Below are 16732 nucleotides of genomic sequence, written 5' to 3'. Positions count from 1 at the left end.
GAGCCATTTTTTCAGGCAGAAACCGGTAAGGTTGCGCGTCTTTTCAGCGGCACGGTGATAAAAATCAGGCAGGCGACCACCAGCCCGATGCCTGTCCAGCCCAGCGGCGGCAGGCGTTCGCCCACAATCACCACCGCCAGCACGGCGGCGACCGCCGGTTCCAGCAGGGTGATGGTGGTGGCCATGCTGGCCGGAATGCGTGCCAGGGCATAACCGAAACAGACATAACCGACAAACATCGGGATAAGCGCCATGTACGCGCCGACCGCGGCGTTATTCCATGACGCCAGAAGGGGCGCGCCGGTCATCCACAGCACCGGCATCAGCAGTAAACCGCCCAGCCCGAACGTGGCGCCCATTGCAGCGCGGGAAGGGACGCCGCTCTGCATTAAATGACGCGCCGCCCAGGCATAAAGCGCGTAGGTCAGCCCGGCAATCAGCCCGAGTACCACACCGGCTATCGCGTGGTCGCCCTGACCGGCGGTGGAGTGACTGCCACTTTCACCGACGCAAAGTAACACCATGCCCGCCACGCCAATGGCGGCGCCGGTCATCCAGCGGCGGGTGAGACGTTGTCCGTCGAGATAATATTCAATCAGTGCGGATAACAGCGGCGCAGAACCGAGGGAAATCACGGTACCGACCGTGACGCCCGCCAGGTGCATCGAGGCGTAAAACGCCAGCGGATAAACTGCGACCGCCAGTGCGCCGGTAAATAACATGCGTGCGTTGTTCACCAGAGTTACCCGGCTGGTGACTATCCTTCTGGCGGAAATCAGCGCCTGCAACAATCCGCCCAGCCCCATCGCCACTGCGCCGATCGCCAGCGGGCTGACGTCGGGCGCAAATGTCGCCGCCGTGCCGGTCGACCCCCACAGAACGGAAGCAAATACCACGGCGAGTACGCCCGTCATGCGTTCACGAGGCGTTATCGTCATGGCACCTCCATCATTGAGGTCGCCATGTCCATCGCCTGACGGACACATTGACCGTTGCCTTCCAGACCTGCACGCGAAATCGCGCCTTCCAGTAAAAATGAAAAATGCCGCGCCATCAGGCGGGCTTTGGCCTCGTCAGTGGGGAACAGTTCGAGAAGATGCGCAGTCACGATAGCTTCAACATGTTCTTTATGCCCGCGCACGGCCTGCCTGCCGGGCGCTCCGGCGGGCAGTTCGGCGGCGGCATTCAGTAATCCGCAGCCACGAAAGCCGTGCTCATAGGCAAATTCAGCGTGATCGTCATACGCCTGAAACACGGCGAGCACTTTTTCTTTCGGTGTTTTGGCTTTTTCAACACGCAGGGCGTACAGCTCCAGCCATTCGTCATGACGTATTTCAATGTACGTTGCGACCAGTTCGGCCTTGGATTCGAAATTGTTGTAGAGGCTTTTTTTGGCGACACCGGCACGTTTGATGATTGCGTCAATCCCGGTCGCAGCAATGCCGTTGTTATAAAACAGAACCCGGGCGGCACCGAGAAGCCGGTCGCGGGCGCTTTCAGGAGAGGAGTCTGTGGTGGACATTTTTTTACTCGTGTTGTTCATCTTGCTGATAGGTATACCAGTCTACCTACTCAATGTAAACACCGGCTGAGAATAAGAAAAAGTGACGACTTAACCGTGCCTTTCGTGTGGGAAACCGCCATAATCCGCTAAAAGTTGTGGAGAGACAGCAGGTTGAGGTCATCTGCGGCAGGCAGAATTATTGTTAACTTCCGGAGGGATAAAAATGCTTCATGAATGGCTCAACGCCTTGCACGTGATTGCGGGCGTATTGTGGATTGGCGGCATGCTGGCGATGGCGCTGGTATCGATGGCCTGTTCGCGGACATCCGGTACTGCGGAAAGTGCAGGGCAGACGTTGTTATTGGAAACCGTGCGCAAATGGACGCGCAGTGTCACCAGCCCGGCGATGATCCTGTTGTGGGTGGCGGGCATCGTGATGATCGTCAGTTATGGCAAATTCCCCCATGCCTGGCTGCTGATAAAAATGGTGGTGGTGCTGGTTCTCTCCGCGCTGCACGGGCTGCTTTCCGGCGATTTACGTCGTCGCGCCACCGGTCAGCCGGTGAAAGATTTCGCGCTGGTGCGCAACGCCAGCGCGGTGATTATTGTCGGTGTGATCCTCATTGGTATTTTGGCGATAATCAGGCCTTTCTGACATCCGGTTTCCCGCAAAACTCAATCCACGTGAAAGCGTGGATTTTTTTATGACTCGCCGTTCACCAGCGCAATCAGGGTGCAGGGCACCGGCGGAATATTGCCTTCCTTTAAAATTGTCAGCGAATGGTTTTCGCGCACGGCAAACGATCCCAGCCCGATAATAACCAGCATCAGCGGAGCCGACAGCAGCATAATCGTCCATTAAAAAGCCCGCAAATTTGCAGGCTTCTTTTTATTGCTTATTGTGCAGAAAACAAAATACTTATTTTTTCTTATAAACGTCAGCAGTACCGTGAATTTTATTGTTGGTATTACCGGAGGTTAATACAAATACATCGCCGCCTTTTTTATCGGCTTTCTTAGAAAGATCTTCAATGGCGCCGGACTGCGAGGTTTTATTTGAGGTGGTCACAGAGCCGACTTTGGTATACTCAGAAGCCACTTTTTCAAAATCTATTTTCTTCATTAATTCAGCAGAATAAGTGCTGAAAGAGACACAGCCCATCACAGCCACTGCCAGCAGAGCTTTAGATATTTTCATGTAATCCTCAGATTTTAAATTGCCCAGTAAATTGAAGGAAAGTAATAGAAAGCTGTTTATTTAGTGAAACCCTGTTAATCAATAACTCACTGTTTAAAAGAGTGAGTTATCACTGCCATTTAGTAATAGACAAGGAAGTCAATAATTACAAGGAGGGAAGAAAAAATTAAGCAACCGGTGCGGTTTTTAGTCTTTTGTGCCGGAGGTTTTGTACACAGTAATAGCAATCACATACTTTTCGTTTCGCCTGCGCATGTTATCCATCTGTTAACCCCCGTCCGAAATATGTTTCATTGCTAATAATTAACTTTGAAGCAGATCACATTTATGCTTTTCCCCTGCACGGGCAGATTGTCACGGGTGAAAAAGCCTCTGATAATGTTACCGATAACATGTTACCGGTAACATTGCGGATAAACATGAACAGGGTGGACATAACGAATAAAACCACTGACCCGTCTTTCGCGTTTTTTAACCAGTCGAGGAGCGCAACCGTGAACAATGATCAGAACCGAATTTATGTGTTTATGGGCGTATCAGGCAGCGGAAAATCAGCCGTCGCCAACGCCGTGGCACACCAGCTTTCCGCCGGTTTTCTTGACGGCGATTTCTTACATCCCCGCAGTAATATCCTGAAAATGGCCGCCGGTGATGCCCTCAATGATGACGACCGCGCGCCGTGGCTGGCCGCCCTCAATGATGCCGCGTTTGCCATGCAGCGTACCAATAATGTGTCGGTCATCATCTGCTCGGCATTGAAAAAACGTTACCGCGATCGTCTGCGCGCAGGCAACGCCAACCTGTCTTTCATCTATTTACAGGGCGAATTCCCGGTCATCGAAGAACGCATGGCCGCACGCAAAGGGCACTTTTTTAAATCGCAGATGCTGATCTCACAGTTTGCAGCACTCGAACAACCTGGCGCTGAAGAAAGTGACGTGATCACCATCGGCATTCACCAGCCGCTTGATGCGGTGATTGCAGAGACCCTGCAACACATCCGTAGTTTTCAGCAACAGGAGCATTGCGCGTGAATACAGTGACTTTAGTCGGTACTGCAGCAGGCTCCGTGTTGCTGCTGCTTTTTCTGGTGATGAAAGTGCGTATGCACGCGTTCGTCGCGCTGATGCTGGTGTCGATTGCCGCCGGGATTTTCTCCGGCATGCCGGTCAATACCATTGCCGACACCATGCAGAAAGGCATGGGCAGCACGCTGGGTTTTCTGGCGATTGTGGTGGCGCTGGGGGCGATGTTCGGCAAGATCCTGCATGAAGTCGGCGCACTTGACCAAATTGCGGCCCATTTACTGAATCGTTTTGGCAAAAACAAAGCCCATTATGCTCTCGGGATTGCCGGGCTGGTTTGCGCCTTGCCGCTGTTTTTCGATGTGGCGATTGTGCTGCTGATTGGCATCGTGTTCGCGGTGGCGCGCCGTACTGACGGCAACATCGTCAGGCTGGCGATCCCGTTATTTGCCGGTGTCGCGGCAGCGGCGTGTTTCCTGCTTCCGGGGCCGGTCCCGATGCTGCTGGCGTCGCAGATGAATGCCGATTTTGGCTGGATGATCGCCATCGGTCTGGTGGCCGCGATTGCCGGCATGCTGATCGCCGGTCCGCTGTACGGCAATTTTATCAGCCGTCATGTCAGCTGGCCGATGCCTGTTGAAGAAAATGCCCCGACGCTCAACAAAGATAACCTGCCGTCATTCGGTTTCAGTCTGGCGCTGATTTTGTGTCCGCTGGTGTTGGTGGGAATGAAAACCATCGGCGCACGCTTTGTCACGGCGGGTACGCCATTGCACGACTGGCTGGAGTTTATCGGCCATCCGTTTACCGCCATTCTGATTGCCTGCCTGATTGTCATTTACGGGCTGGCAAAACCACGCGGCATGACCAACGAACAGACGCTGGCCATCTGCTCAGCCGCCGTTCAGCCCGCCGGGATCATCCTGCTGATGACCGGTGCGGGTGGCGTATTCAAACAAATTCTGGTGGATTCCGGCGTCGGCCCGGCCATTGGTGACGCGATGATCGGCACCGGCTTACCGATTGCCGTGGCCTGTTTTGCACTGTCAGCGGTCGTGCGGGTTATTCAGGGTTCAGCCACCGTGGCCTGCCTTACCACTGTAGGGCTGGTATTGCCGGTAACCCATCAGATGGGGCTCAACGGCGGTCAGCTGGCCGCACTCGCCATCTGCATTACCGGCGGTTCCATTGTGCTCAGCCACGTAAACGATGCCGGTTTCTGGTTATTCGGCAAGTTCACCGGTGCCAGCGAACTGCAAACGCTGAAAACCTGGACGGTGATGGAAACCCTGCTCGGCACGACTGGCGGGATCATCGGCATGATTGCTTTCACGATGCTTTAAGAAAGGGGACAACATTATGATTAACAACACCGTGGCCCGTGTCACGCAGCGGATCATCAACCGTTCCGCATCCACCCGTGAAGCCTATCTGGCGCGTATGGATGCTGCCCGTTCGCAAACCGTTCACCGCGCGCAACTGGCCTGTGGCAATCTGGCGCATGGCTTTGCCGCCTGTCAGCCGGATGAGAAGAATTCCCTGAAAAATATGGTGCGCAGCGATATCGCCATTATTACCGCCTACAACGACATGCTGTCGGCGCATCAGCCCTACGAGCATTACCCGCAACGCCTGAAAGACGCACTGAAATCGGTGGGTGCGGTCGGGCAGGTGGCGGGCGGCGTACCGGCAATGTGTGACGGTGTCACGCAAGGGCAGGACGGCATGGAGTTGTCGCTGATGAGCCGTGACGTGATTGCCATGTCGGCGGCCATCGGCCTTTCACACAACATGTTCGACGGGGCGTTGTATCTGGGTATCTGCGACAAAATCGTGCCGGGCTTAGTGATGGCGGCGCTGTCATTCGGCCATCTGCCTGCGGTGTTTGTGCCCGCCGGGCCGATGAGTACCGGTTTGCCGAACAAAGAGAAAGTGCGTATCCGTCAGCTTTATACCGAAGGCAAAGTGGACCGTCAGGCATTACTGGAAGCGGAAGCCGCGTCGTATCACGGCATCGGCACCTGTACATTTTACGGCACTGCCAACACCAATCAGATGGTGATGGAAGTGATGGGGCTGCATCTGCCGGGTGCATCGTTTGTGCCGCCGGATTGCGCGCTGCGTGATGCACTGACCGACTCGGCAGCACGTCAGGTCACCCGTCTGGCCGAAACCACCGGCAACTATCAGCCACTCGGTCAGATGGTGAATGAGAAAACTGTGGTGAACGGCATTGTTGCGCTGTTAGCCACCGGCGGTTCCACCAATCTGACCATGCACATGGTCGCTATGGCGCGTGCGGCAGGCATTGTTATCAACTGGGATGATTTCTCTGAATTGTCCGATGCGGTGCCTTCGTTATGCCGTATTTACCCGAACGGCCCGGCGGATATCAACCAGTTTCAGGCGGCGGGCGGCGTGCAACTGGTGGTGCGCGAATTGCTGAAAAATGGCCTGTTACATCAGGATGTCAACACCGTGGCTGGTTTCGGATTAGACCGTTACACGCAGGAACCGTGGCTGGAAAACGGCGAACTGGCGTGGCGCGAAGGCGCAGAGCATTCGCTCGACACAAACGTCATTGCCAGCGTGCAACAGCCGTTTGAGCATCACGGCGGCACAAAAGTGTTGTCGGGTAATCTCGGGCGTGCGGTGATGAAAACCTCGGCGGTGCCTGCGGATAATCAGATTATCGAAGCCCCTGCGGTGGTATTTGAAAGCCAGCATGACATTGTTCCGGCATTCGAGGCCGGTAAGCTGAACCGCGATTGTGTGGTGGTGGTGCGTTTTCAGGGGCCGCAGGCCAATGGCATGCCTGAGCTGCATAAACTGATGCCGCCGCTTGGCGTATTAATGGATCGCGGATTCCGTGTCGCACTGGTCACCGACGGTCGTTTGTCCGGCGCTTCCGGCAAGGTGCCTTCTGCTATCCACGTGACGCCGGAGGCTTTCAGCGGCGGTATGTTAGCAAAAGTGCGTGACGGCGACATTATTCGCGTCAACGGGCGAACCGGCGAACTCGAATTGCGTGTTGATGCTGCCGAACTGGCTGAACGAAAAGCCTGTCAGCCTGATCTGAGCGCAGAACATATCGGTTGTGGCCGTGAGCTGTTCAGTGCCTTGCGCAGCCAGCTTTCCGGCGCGGAACAGGGCGCCTGCTGCATTACTTTTTAATTTATCGAAACGGATGAGAAGACAAGAATGAAAAACTGGAAAACAAGCGCAGAACACATTCTGACGGCGGGGCCGGTTGTGCCGGTCATCGTTATCAATAAACTGGAACAGGCGGTTCCGCTGGCGAAAGCGCTGGTGGCCGGTGGTGTTCGTGTGCTGGAAGTGACGTTGCGCACCGCCTGTGCGATGGACGCCATTCGTGCCATTGCCAGCGATGTGCCGGAGGCGATTTTGGGCGCGGGTACTGTGCTGAATGCGCAGCAACTGCAAGATGTCACCGACGCTGGCGCACAGTTTGCCATCAGTCCGGGGCTGACAGACGAATTGCTTGCCGCCGCGACCGCCGGTTCCATTCCGCTGATCCCGGGTATCAGTACCGTTTCTGAACTGATGCTGGGTCTGGATCACGGTCTGCGCGAATTCAAATTCTTCCCGGCGGAAGCTAACGGCGGGGTGAAAGCATTGCAGGCGATCGGTGGTCCGTTCCCGCAGGTGCGTTTTTGCCCGACAGGCGGGATTTCACTGGCGAATTACCGCGATTATCTGGCGCTGAAAAGTGTGCTGTGCATCGGCGGATCCTGGCTGGTGCCAGCCGATGCGCTGGAAAGCGGTGATTACGATCGTATTACTGCACTTGCCCGCGAAGCTGTGGCAGGGGCGAAATAGGTTTTAGCCGTTCGAAATAATAGCGATAAAAACCCACGTGAGTACGGATGCCCCGTACTCACTCCTTTATTTCTTCCGCCGTGCCCCGTTTCCCCTTTAAGAATTCCTTAACGTAACGCCTGTAGGATGGCGTTTTGACTGCCGGAAGTCTGGAATTCTCATCGCAGATATTTTGAATGAAGGGGCATCGTCATGGTATTGAACACCGCAGTGATCGCCGCACTGGGCAGTGTACTGATCACCCTCCAGTTTTCCTCTCTGTTGATCGCCTGGTGGCGAATGCGCCGCGGTATCCTGCGCGATGAAGCGCATGAAACCTCGGAATTTATCGTGCTGGTCAGGCCTTTGTGCGGATATAACGCCTTTGAAGAGGAAACACTGCGCTCCAGTTTTTATCAGGACTATCCCGCTTACGAAATTGTGTTCTGCGTGGCGTCACGCTTTGATCCGGTGATCCCGCTGGTGGAAAAGCTGATGGCTGAATTCCCTGATAAGCCTGCACGCCTGCTGACTGGCGATGACAAAATATCCGCCAATCCGAAGGTGAACAATCTTAATAAAGCCTGGAGTCATACCACCGCAGGCGTGGTGGCCATGGCAGACAGCAACCTGTTGTTACCGCCGGATTATCTGCGTTCACTGATGAATACCTTTGACAGTCAAACCGGACTGGTGAGTTCTCCGGCAGTCGGGATGATCCCGGAGAATTTCTGGGGTGCCGTGGAAGCCGCCATGCTGAACACGCATCAGGCGCGCTGGCAGTATTTGTCGGATTTTCTCGGTAACGGCTTTGCGCAGGGGAAAACGTTGTGCTGGCGGCGCGAGGTGCTTGATAATGGCGGCGGAATGGCGGCACTGGGTAGTGAGCTGGCGGAAGATGTCGCCTCAACCAAACTGGTGCGCCGCGCCGGGCTGAAAGTCCGTTTACCCGCACAGCCTTTTGCGCAGCCCATCGGGCATCGCAGTCTGGAAGCGGTCTGGAGCAGACAACTGCGCTGGGCGCGTATCCGCCGTGCCGGTTTTTTCTGGCTGTTTGTGCCTGAAATTATCATTGGTTTCTTGCCCGTGCTGGCGGCGGTGCTGTGGCTGACTGCCCGCGGTGATTTGCCACTGTTTGCTCTGCCGGTGCTTTTTGTGCTGTGGTATGGCGGTGAATGGGGGCTGGCCAAAGCGCTCGGCTGGCCGCATCAGCTGAGAGATATTCTGGCAATGTGCATCCGCGATATCCTGCTGCCCGCCTTGTGGTTATGGTGCTGGACCGGGCGCGGCTTTACGTGGCGGGGCACTGTTTTAGGTGAAAGGCACGTAGATAAAAAACACCCCGCATCTGCCAGCCAGCCGTCGGGGAAATAAGGACAGTATGTTTTCTCTTGAAACACTCGAAACGCTTATCAGAGCCCACGGCCTGCTGATCATGACGCCGCTGGCTATCCTTGAAGGGCCGGTAGTGACGGTGATTGCAGGCTACTTCGTTCGTCTCGGCTATTTCAGTTTGTCCGCCATGTTGACCGTGGTGATGATCGGGGAAGTGCTCGGGGATATTATTTTTTACTCGCTCGGGCGCTGGGTGATCAAAGCTGACGGCCAACCGCCCGCCTGGCTGGCCCGTCTCGGGCTGACCCAGCCGCGACTGGAAAAAATGGTGAAAAGTTTTGACCGCAAAGGCGGGCGGTTGCTGGTGCTGGCCAAACTGACTCATTCCGCTGGCGCACTGGTGCTGACCGGCGCGGGCATGGCGCGCATGCCGCTGGTGCCTTTTCTGTTCTATAACATCATCGCGGCTGTTCCCAAGAGCCTGTTTCTTCTGGGTATCGGCTGGATGTTCGGCGATATCATCGCACAGGTGAACAACTGGATAGCCTGGGTATCCCTGGGTTTGTTCATCCTGCTGGCCGTCACCGGTGTTATCTGGCTTAAGTCTAAACAATGATCACGGTGAGTTGCATTATTCCGGCACACAATGAGGGCTGCCGCATCGGCAGGGTGCTGGACGTGGTGCAGAACCATCCTTTACTGCGGGAGATTATCGTGGTGGATGACGGCTCCGCCGATAACACCGCACAAATCGCGCAGGGTAAGAACGTCAGGGTGATCAGCCTGCCTGAAAATCGCGGTAAAAGTTATGCCGTTGCCGAAGGCATTGCCGCAGCAACGGGCAGCCATCTGCTGATGCTGGATGCGGATCTTGTCGGGCTGAGTTATGACGATATAACCGCGCTCATCAGGCCGGTGATGGCGCATCAGGCGGAGGTCTCGATAAGCCTGAGGCGCAACAGCCCGTGGATCTGGCGGTTTATCGGGCTGGATTATATTTCCGGTGAACGGGTGTTTGCGCGCGAGTTAGTCGCACAGCATCTCGCAGCCATCCGCCGGTTACCGCATTTCGGGCTGGAAGTCTGGATTAATCAGCAGTGGATTGCCGCCGGATTGCGCGTGCAGGTTGTCAGCTGGCAGGGCGTTATCAGCCCGTATAAAGCCGCTAAAATGGGCTGGTTGCGCGGATTAAAGGCCGATGTGTCGATGATACGCGATATATTCCGTACCATCAGTTTGCGTGAATCCGTGCGGCAAATTATCTGTCTTAAGCGCAAAAGTCGGGTCTGAACAGGACAGAATATCAGTCAGCATTTTCTGTACTGTTGTCAGCCAGCGGCTATTTTTTAGTGAATTTTTTATTTGGTTACAAATAAACCACGCTTTACATCATATTCATATTTCTCCAGCACTCTGTTGCAAATCCTCATACTCCATTTCTTCCCTGGCGTTCAGTCAACTGATATCAATTATCATTAATGATTTGATAATGCGTCTTGTTGCCTGGAGTTTGCCCTTTGTTAGCCACATTTATTATCGGTCTTCGTGAAGGTCTGGAAGCGGCGCTTATCGTCGGGATCATTGCGGCATTCTTACGCAAAAACGGTAAAAGCCTTTTCGCGATGTGGATGGGCGTCGGGCTGGCGCTGATGCTTTCGGTGATGGTCGGCGTGGCGCTGGAGATGACCGAACGCGCGTTGCCGCAGGCAAGTCAGGAAGGAATGGAGTCGGTGATCGGCCTGATCGCTGTTTTCTTTGTCACTGGCATGATCATGTGGATGAACACCCACGCTCACACCATGAAAAATGAGCTGGAAAGCGAAGCCGCGCAGGCGATAAGCCAGTCAGGCGCCCGGGCGCTGGCGAGTATGGCTTTTCTCGCCGTGCTGAAAGAAGGCTTTGAAACCAGCGTGTTTCTGCTCGCCACATTCTCGGTAGCGCAGTCAGCCATGTGGGCGGCGGCCGGCGCGGTAACCGGCCTGCTGGTGGCGGTGGGCATCGGCTGTGGCATTTATTTCGGCGGCATCCGCATCAATCTCTCGCGCTTTTTCCGCTTCACGGGGTTGTTCCTGATCCTGGTCGCAGGCGGATTAATCATTAACGCGTTGCTGACAGCACACGAAGCGGGCTGGCTGAATATCGGGCAGCAGCGCGTGGCGGATCTCGCCTGGCTGGTGCCGCCGGGCACTGTCCGCTCAGCGCTGATTACCGGCGTGCTGGGCATTCCGCCGGATCCGAACCTGATCCAGACTGTCGCCTGGCTGCTCTACATTGTCATTGTGTCGCTGCTGATTTACTGGCCTGCACACCGCCGTCCCTCCGCGATTAACGGTGCGCGGCTGCGGCTGGCATTTGCCGGTGTGATGGTCGTGTCAGCAGTGGGATTGCGCCTTTTTTACCCAAACTACACACTGCAACTGCCTGCCAGCGCACCGCTGGTAAGTAATGACACCCGGAACACTGCACCGGCGGGTGAGGTAAAACTGTTGTCTGATACGAACGGCTATCAGCTGAATGTGACGCCTGCGGACGGCAACGTGAGGGTGACCGTTCTGCCCGCCAGCGCCGCCATTGCCGGTCATCATGGCGGCCTGCAAACCCGCGAATGGCAAACCAAATCTCGCTTTACGCCTGCGGATGCGCCTGCCGTTCTGACGCTTGATCAACTGGTGGCATTCTATGGCAACCGTATTCCCATTGGTCTGAATCCGGCGATGCATCCGGGGCCTTATCAGGCGCAGTGGTCGGTCAGTTGCACTGTTCAGGCCTCTGTGGCGCAGGGCGTGTTGCTGGGGGCCAGTGCCCGGGCAGATGAGCTGATCACGCTTTCCGGCAGCGGCCTGCAATCCCCGCGAACCATCACCGTTCGTCATCCGACGGCGGCCGCTTCTGCCTGCAACTGGCAGGTGAGCGGGGCGTATCAGCAGACCGTTTCTGATGCCCTGCAACAACTGCAAATCGCACAAGATACCTACCGTTTCTGGGCATATATGTTGCCGGTCATTCTGGCCGCGCTGGCCCTGATTTTTGTTTTCTCAGCACGACGGGTTCTCCTGAAACACCGTAATGAAAGGCTGGCCGCTGCGGGTGAATACAGCCTGTCATTCGGTTCTCAACTACACACCAATTTGCCAAAAAATAAATAAAGGAAATGAAATTCATGCGTAAACCGAATTTTAAGAAAAAAGAATCTCTGATGACCACGGCGGGCCTGGCGGCGTTGCTGATGTTTTCAGTGGAAGCACCGGCTGATGCGGCGCAGGCAGCGGTAAAAAATGGCGTTTCACAAGTGAATATCACCATGACCGGAGACAACGGCGGTACGTGTGTGGTTGACCATAATTCAGCGAAAGCGGGGCCGGTGACGTTCAATGTGGTGAACAAAACGGCAACCGCCATCACGGAGTTAGAGCTGCTGAGCAATGATCGTATTCTGGGCGAAAAAGAGAATCTGGCACCCGGCCTGCCGATGGTGAAATTCACCCTGACTCTCGACGGCGGCAAATATCAAATCTATTGTCCGGGCGCGCAACATGAAATGACCGACTTTACCGTCACCGGCAAAAGCGCCACACAACCTGCGGGCAGCGCCGGGACCATTCTGGCGCAGGGCACCAAAGATTACGCCACTTATGTGAATGGCGTGGTGGATGCGATGGTGGTCGGTGTGAACCGCCTGAAAGCGGATATTGATGCGGGAGATCTTGCTACAGCGAAAGCCGATTACGCAAAAGCGCGTCCTTTCTACGAACGTATTGAATCTGATGTGAGCGGGTTTGTATTGCCGGGCTTCAAAGCGACGGACAACGCCGGTAACCTCGATTATCTGATCGACATGCGTGCGTCTAACCTTGACCCGAAAGCAGGCTGGCATGGATTCCACGCCATTGAGCGTGACCTGTTCGGTCAGGGTAAAATCACGAATGAAACCAAACAGCTGGCTGCCGAATTACAGAAAAACGTCGCACAGCTCGACACACTGACCAAAGCGCTGACTTACAAACCTGAAGATCTGGCGAACGGTGCCGCAGATCTGCTGGAAGAAGTGCAGAACACCAAAATCAACGGTGAGGAAGAAGCCTTCAGCCACTTCGATCTGGTTGATTTCGCGGGTAACGTAGAAGGTGCGCAACAGGCGTTCGCTTACCTGCAACCGGGGCTGGAAAAAATCGATCCGGCGCTGACCAGACAGGTTGCCGCGCAGTTCGCTGCCGTGCACGTTATGCTGGAAACCTATCGTGATCCTTCAGTCCCCGGCGGTTACAAATATTACACCGCGGAACTGAAAGCCTCTGATGCTGCTAAATTGAGCCGTACTATTCAGGCGTTGCAAGAACCCCTGTCTAAGATCGGTGAGAAAGTCGCGGCGAATAAAGGAGCCTGAGGAATGAGCGATAAACACCAACCGGCCAGGGAGGCCGGTAAGTTCTCCCGGCGTGATTTGCTCAAAGGTGCAGTGGCGGGCGCAAGTGCGCTGGCCATCCCTGCGGTCAGCCATGCGCACGGACAGACCGCCGCCCGTGACCCGGAAGATAAGGTCGATCTTTCACGTGAACACCCTTTTTACAGCACCGGCGGGCAGGCGGGGATCAGCACGCAGCCTCAGCGTCACATTATGTACATGACGTTTGATCTCACCACCACCAGCCGTCAGGATTTGCAGGTGTTGCTGGCGCGCTGGTCATCGGCGATTGCCCAACTGATGAAAGGTGGCACCATCGGTCAGATTGAGCCTCTGCGTAACAGTGGGGTCGGTATGGATACCGGCGAGGCGTTAGATCTGGGGCCGGCGTCACTGACCGTCACCGTTGGCCTCGGCCCGCGCGTGTTCAGCGAAACCTTTGGACTGGTGAAACAAAAACCGTTGCTGATGCGTGAACTGATGCAGCTCCCGAGCGATGACTTACAACCTGAAGTGACCGGCGGTGACCTCTCGCTTCAGGCCTGTGCGGATGATCCGCAGGTGGCCTATCACGCCATTCGTGATTTGGCGCGTATCGCCAAAAGTACCGGCGCTGCGCAGACCCGCTGGACGGTCATGGGCTTTGGCCGTGCGTCAGCCGGTAAAGGCCAGTCCACACCGCGCAATTTATTCGGCTTTAAAGACGGCACCCGCAACATCACCGAAAAAGCAGATTTTGACAAATATGTCTGGATCAACGATGGCGGTCCTGCGTGGCAGCAGCAGGGCACCTATCAGGTGGTACGCAAAATCAAGATGCACATTGAAAGCTGGGATACTGACCGCGTCAGCGACCAGAACAATGTGTTCGGCCGCCATAAAGTCTCCGGCGCGCCGCTGACCGGCACCAGAGAGTTTGATACGCCGGACTTTAAGAAAACGGCTGCGGACGGCAACTTAATTATTCCGGCCACTGCGCATATCAGCCTGGCCGCACATGAAAATAATGGGGGGATTAAAATCCTGCGCCGTTCATATAACTACACGGACGGACTGAATAATATGGCCCAGCTCGATGCCGGTTTGTTATTCATCAGCTATCAGAAAGATCCGGCGCAGTTTGAAGCGCTTCAGAACCGTTTAGGCGCATCCGACGCGATGAATGAATATATTTCACATATCGGATCGGGTATTTTCTTCGTGCCACCGGCACCGAAGGAAGGCGAGTATATTGGTGCTGATATGTTTAAGGTGTAAGCCCGCCGGAAGCACATACACTAAAAACCAGGCCAGCGCATTTGCTGGCTTTTTTGGCGTTATGCCGGGGGAGCGCCCTCGTTGTCATCTGAAAACCTTTACGTTCGCTTCCCGCGCATAATTGCGCGGAGCTTTGTGCCAAAAGCGGACGTCAGATCCTCTAGATACAATCAGCGCAATGGCTTTGAGAAACAGACAGCTTCAGTCCTGCCTATGTATGGGCCGTAATTCTCAATACGGATATAACCATTTTTCTCGTAGAAATTTACAGCCCGATAGTTCATGTGTCGGGTTTCCAGCCTAAGTTCTGTATATCCCATCTCTTTTGCAGATTTTTCAAGAAAAGTGAGTAAGGCACCGCCAATCCCTGACACACTTCGGTCTGAAAACATTCTTTTAAGCTCGGCGATATTTTGCGTTAATGGCCGTATAGCACCGCATCCTATAGCTTTGCCATGAGAATTCTTTGCTAATGCCCATAAAGCTTTGTCATCACTCATTGCTTCAACGGTGAAATTGCTTTTGCCATTATCACCAGTAATAGCGGCAAGTTCTGCTGACAGCATTTCGATTAAGCGATGAGATTCTGAAGAAAATGGATCTGATTTCTCTACTGTTATCATGGTTATACCCTGCAGGATGAGTGTGACCAACATAAAGCATTCTGTTAAGGAAAGCATCAGCCAAAACGGGGGATGGGACAACACTGTTTCCAAACTATCCCGAGGGTATCATGCCTGCTGCTCGCTCAACGTTGCCTGTCATGCCTGCTTAAAAAACAGGCTTAACGTAGGGTGTTGTCCGTTTTCCATGCAGGCCCTACAAGAGCAGAGTTAGATCATTTGCGTTGAATCTCATAACTGCTGATTTTAAATTCACACGTAATCATTTCCCTTTATGTTTATTAAGTTTTTTTGACAAAGCAATCAATCCCCATATTGAATTTAGCTTTTACAATAACTGGAAGAACGGGTTGGAAAAATATTATTTAACTGCCCACATAAACAATACATAAACAAAAAATAAAAATCGAAAAGAAATCACCTGCTCAACAACAATAAAAAAGTTGAAAGGAAATATAGTATTACATTATTAAATAAAGATATTACAAATCGGTTGCTATGTTTATTTTGCAAGATCATTAGGCATTCTTTTACCAGAAATAATAACCCCAACTTTTGACAATGAGGTTTTAATTATGAAAGTAAGTAGAATTGCAGCGTTGTTATTTATCTCCTTTACGGGTTTATCCAGAGCAGCGGAACCACTCCACCACTTCAATACATCTTCTGTTGACCATCTGATTATTCTTGCAGGCGATGGCGGAGCGGGTGGCGACTAAGATCATATAAATCCCATACTGCCAGATCACACGATCTGGCAGTTTTTATAACACGCAGTTGAGGAGACTTCTTTGTGAATATGAATCTTAAATTAGTAGCATTTTTGTTTTGTACTGAGTTTTGCTTGTCGGGTGTAGTACATGCTGAAAATGCGATAACGCCGAACAGTATAGCTACAATCCCTGTGTCAGCAGACCAGGCCAGTTCCCTTAAGGTAGTGACGGTAAAATGCGGGCATTCTGGTAAAGATGGGCAGCCAGGTAAGGATGGTAACAATGGGCAGGGTGGTAAAGGCGGTAAAGGCGGTGCGGCTGGTAAAGGCGGCGCGGCCGTCCCATGTAGCAATTAAGGTAAGCGCTCTCAGGCAAATAGTGTTTTTCCAAAAAGGTGCTGCTTATGCGTCTGAAACTAATCTATATATTTACAGCTCTCGTTTACTTGGCGTCAACATCGTTCGCCCATGCGGACGCATCGTCCAAATGGCCATCAACGCAACACAACGTTAATGGGTTCGTTCTGGTTGATGGTTCTCCTGGGGCAAATGGAGGGGATGGCGGGAACGGATGAACCTAGGTACGTTGCCCAGATGCGAACGAGATTATCAGGAAAATAAACTGCATGGTTCTTTTGCTCCTGTAAGAATCCCGCATAATCGTTCAATCCGCTTTTTAGAGGTTTTCTGTCATACGGATGAAGTGACCTTTAAAGCGAATGTCGCCTTCTCGCTCACAGTTGCCCTCTTTACTGTTAGGGCAACTGAGTGGCAGAAGCGGAAAGATTGTTTTGGAAAAACTCTAAAGCCGTGGCCAGTTTTTGTTGACCATATATGGACGCCCCGGGTGTTACAAG

General features: G+C 53.7%; 19 protein-coding genes. 14 read left to right on the top strand and 5 right to left on the bottom strand.

The annotated features are described in order from the left end of the window. Positions 1-11 precede the first annotated feature (11 nt). Positions 12-938, bottom strand: coding sequence for a DMT family transporter (locus tag DXU84_RS10750; RefSeq protein WP_153375682.1), 927 nt, complete (start codon positions 936-938; stop codon positions 12-14). Beyond that, the gene (locus DXU84_RS10745; protein WP_153375680.1) at positions 935-1522 is read right to left on the bottom strand and encodes a TetR/AcrR family transcriptional regulator; all 588 of its coding nucleotides are present in this window, start codon (positions 1520-1522) and stop codon (positions 935-937) included. The genes DXU84_RS10750 and DXU84_RS10745 overlap by 4 nt, the downstream gene beginning before the upstream one ends. 205 nt (positions 1523-1727) lie before the next feature. Here DXU84_RS10745 and DXU84_RS10740 point away from each other — a divergent pair, with 205 nt between their 5' ends. Further along, on the top strand, positions 1728-2159 hold the full coding sequence (locus tag DXU84_RS10740; protein ID WP_013575664.1) for a CopD family protein: 432 nt from the start codon (positions 1728-1730) through the stop codon (positions 2157-2159). A 47-nt stretch (positions 2160-2206) separates the two neighbouring features. Here the strand turns inward: DXU84_RS10740 and DXU84_RS25000 are convergent, their stop codons facing one another. After that, positions 2207-2353, bottom strand: coding sequence for a hypothetical protein (locus DXU84_RS25000; RefSeq protein ID WP_013575663.1), 147 nt, complete (start codon positions 2351-2353; stop codon positions 2207-2209). A 70-nt stretch (positions 2354-2423) separates the two neighbouring features. Beyond that, positions 2424-2702: a DUF1471 family periplasmic protein YahO gene (gene yahO / locus DXU84_RS10735; protein ID WP_013575662.1), complete on the bottom strand. Its 279-nt coding sequence runs from the start codon at positions 2700-2702 to the stop codon at positions 2424-2426. 494 nt (positions 2703-3196) lie between these two features. On the opposite strand from yahO, the gene gntK reads away from it, so the two are divergent. The 10 genes from gntK to efeB all read left to right on the top strand — a co-directional run bounded on the left by gntK (position 3197) and on the right by efeB (position 14540). Then, positions 3197-3736 (top strand): gluconokinase, encoded by a 540-nt coding sequence (gene gntK, locus DXU84_RS10730; protein WP_015689980.1) that lies wholly within the window; start codon positions 3197-3199, stop codon positions 3734-3736. After that, positions 3733-5070, top strand: a complete 1338-nt coding sequence (gene gntU / locus DXU84_RS10725; RefSeq protein WP_015689979.1) for a gluconate transporter — start codon at positions 3733-3735, stop codon at positions 5068-5070. The genes gntK and gntU overlap by 4 nt, the downstream gene beginning before the upstream one ends. 16 nt (positions 5071-5086) lie before the next feature. Further along, positions 5087-6901, top strand: coding sequence for a phosphogluconate dehydratase (gene edd / locus DXU84_RS10720; protein WP_037035691.1), 1815 nt, complete (start codon positions 5087-5089; stop codon positions 6899-6901). A gap of 27 nt (positions 6902-6928) precedes the next feature. After that, a complete protein-coding gene (locus DXU84_RS10715) occupies positions 6929-7567 on the top strand; it encodes a bifunctional 4-hydroxy-2-oxoglutarate aldolase/2-dehydro-3-deoxy-phosphogluconate aldolase (RefSeq protein WP_112198389.1) in 639 nt (212 codons plus the stop codon). A gap of 192 nt (positions 7568-7759) precedes the next feature. Beyond that, a complete protein-coding gene (locus DXU84_RS10710; protein WP_112198390.1) occupies positions 7760-8920 on the top strand; it encodes a ceramide glucosyltransferase in 1161 nt (386 codons plus the stop codon). A 7-nt stretch (positions 8921-8927) separates the two neighbouring features. After that, a complete protein-coding gene (locus DXU84_RS10705; protein ID WP_013575657.1) occupies positions 8928-9497 on the top strand; it encodes a DedA family protein in 570 nt (189 codons plus the stop codon). Next, complete coding sequence (locus DXU84_RS10700; protein ID WP_153375673.1) at positions 9494-10171, top strand: glycosyltransferase family 2 protein; 678 nt, start codon at positions 9494-9496, stop codon at positions 10169-10171. Before DXU84_RS10705 ends, DXU84_RS10700 begins: the two co-directional genes overlap by 4 nt. Before the next feature lie 227 nt (positions 10172-10398). Then, the gene (efeU, locus tag DXU84_RS10695; RefSeq protein ID WP_121019288.1) at positions 10399-12027 is read left to right on the top strand and encodes an iron uptake transporter permease EfeU; all 1629 of its coding nucleotides are present in this window, start codon (positions 10399-10401) and stop codon (positions 12025-12027) included. 14 nt (positions 12028-12041) lie between these two features. After that, positions 12042-13265, top strand: a complete 1224-nt coding sequence (gene efeO / locus DXU84_RS10690) for an iron uptake system protein EfeO (protein WP_013575654.1) — start codon at positions 12042-12044, stop codon at positions 13263-13265. A gap of 3 nt (positions 13266-13268) precedes the next feature. After that, positions 13269-14540 (top strand): iron uptake transporter deferrochelatase/peroxidase subunit, encoded by a 1272-nt coding sequence (gene efeB / locus DXU84_RS10685; protein ID WP_013575653.1) that lies wholly within the window; start codon positions 13269-13271, stop codon positions 14538-14540. Between the two features lie 170 nt (positions 14541-14710). Here efeB and DXU84_RS10680 read toward each other — a convergent pair whose 3' ends face one another. After that, positions 14711-15163, bottom strand: a complete 453-nt coding sequence (locus tag DXU84_RS10680) for a GNAT family N-acetyltransferase (RefSeq protein WP_013575652.1) — start codon at positions 15161-15163, stop codon at positions 14711-14713. A 575-nt stretch (positions 15164-15738) separates the two neighbouring features. Between DXU84_RS10680 and DXU84_RS10675 the strand changes: the two genes are divergently transcribed. From DXU84_RS10675 to DXU84_RS25110, 3 genes are all read left to right on the top strand, one after another. Beyond that, positions 15739-15882 carry a hypothetical protein gene (locus DXU84_RS10675; protein WP_013575651.1) on the top strand — a complete coding sequence of 48 codons (144 nt, stop codon included), beginning with the start codon at positions 15739-15741 and terminating at the stop codon, positions 15880-15882. A 74-nt stretch (positions 15883-15956) separates the two neighbouring features. Next, positions 15957-16232 carry a hypothetical protein gene (locus DXU84_RS10670; protein WP_131637740.1) on the top strand — a complete coding sequence of 92 codons (276 nt, stop codon included), beginning with the start codon at positions 15957-15959 and terminating at the stop codon, positions 16230-16232. A gap of 214 nt (positions 16233-16446) precedes the next feature. Next, on the top strand, positions 16447-16732 hold a 286-nt coding region (locus tag DXU84_RS25110; protein WP_228388998.1), incomplete at its 3' end, for a hypothetical protein.

This window comes from Rahnella sp. RcJ3 (assembly GCF_009498575.1).
GTDB lineage: Bacteria > Pseudomonadota > Gammaproteobacteria > Enterobacterales > Enterobacteriaceae > Rahnella > Rahnella aceris.
This window is presented reverse-complemented; position numbering and strand designations above follow the sequence as displayed.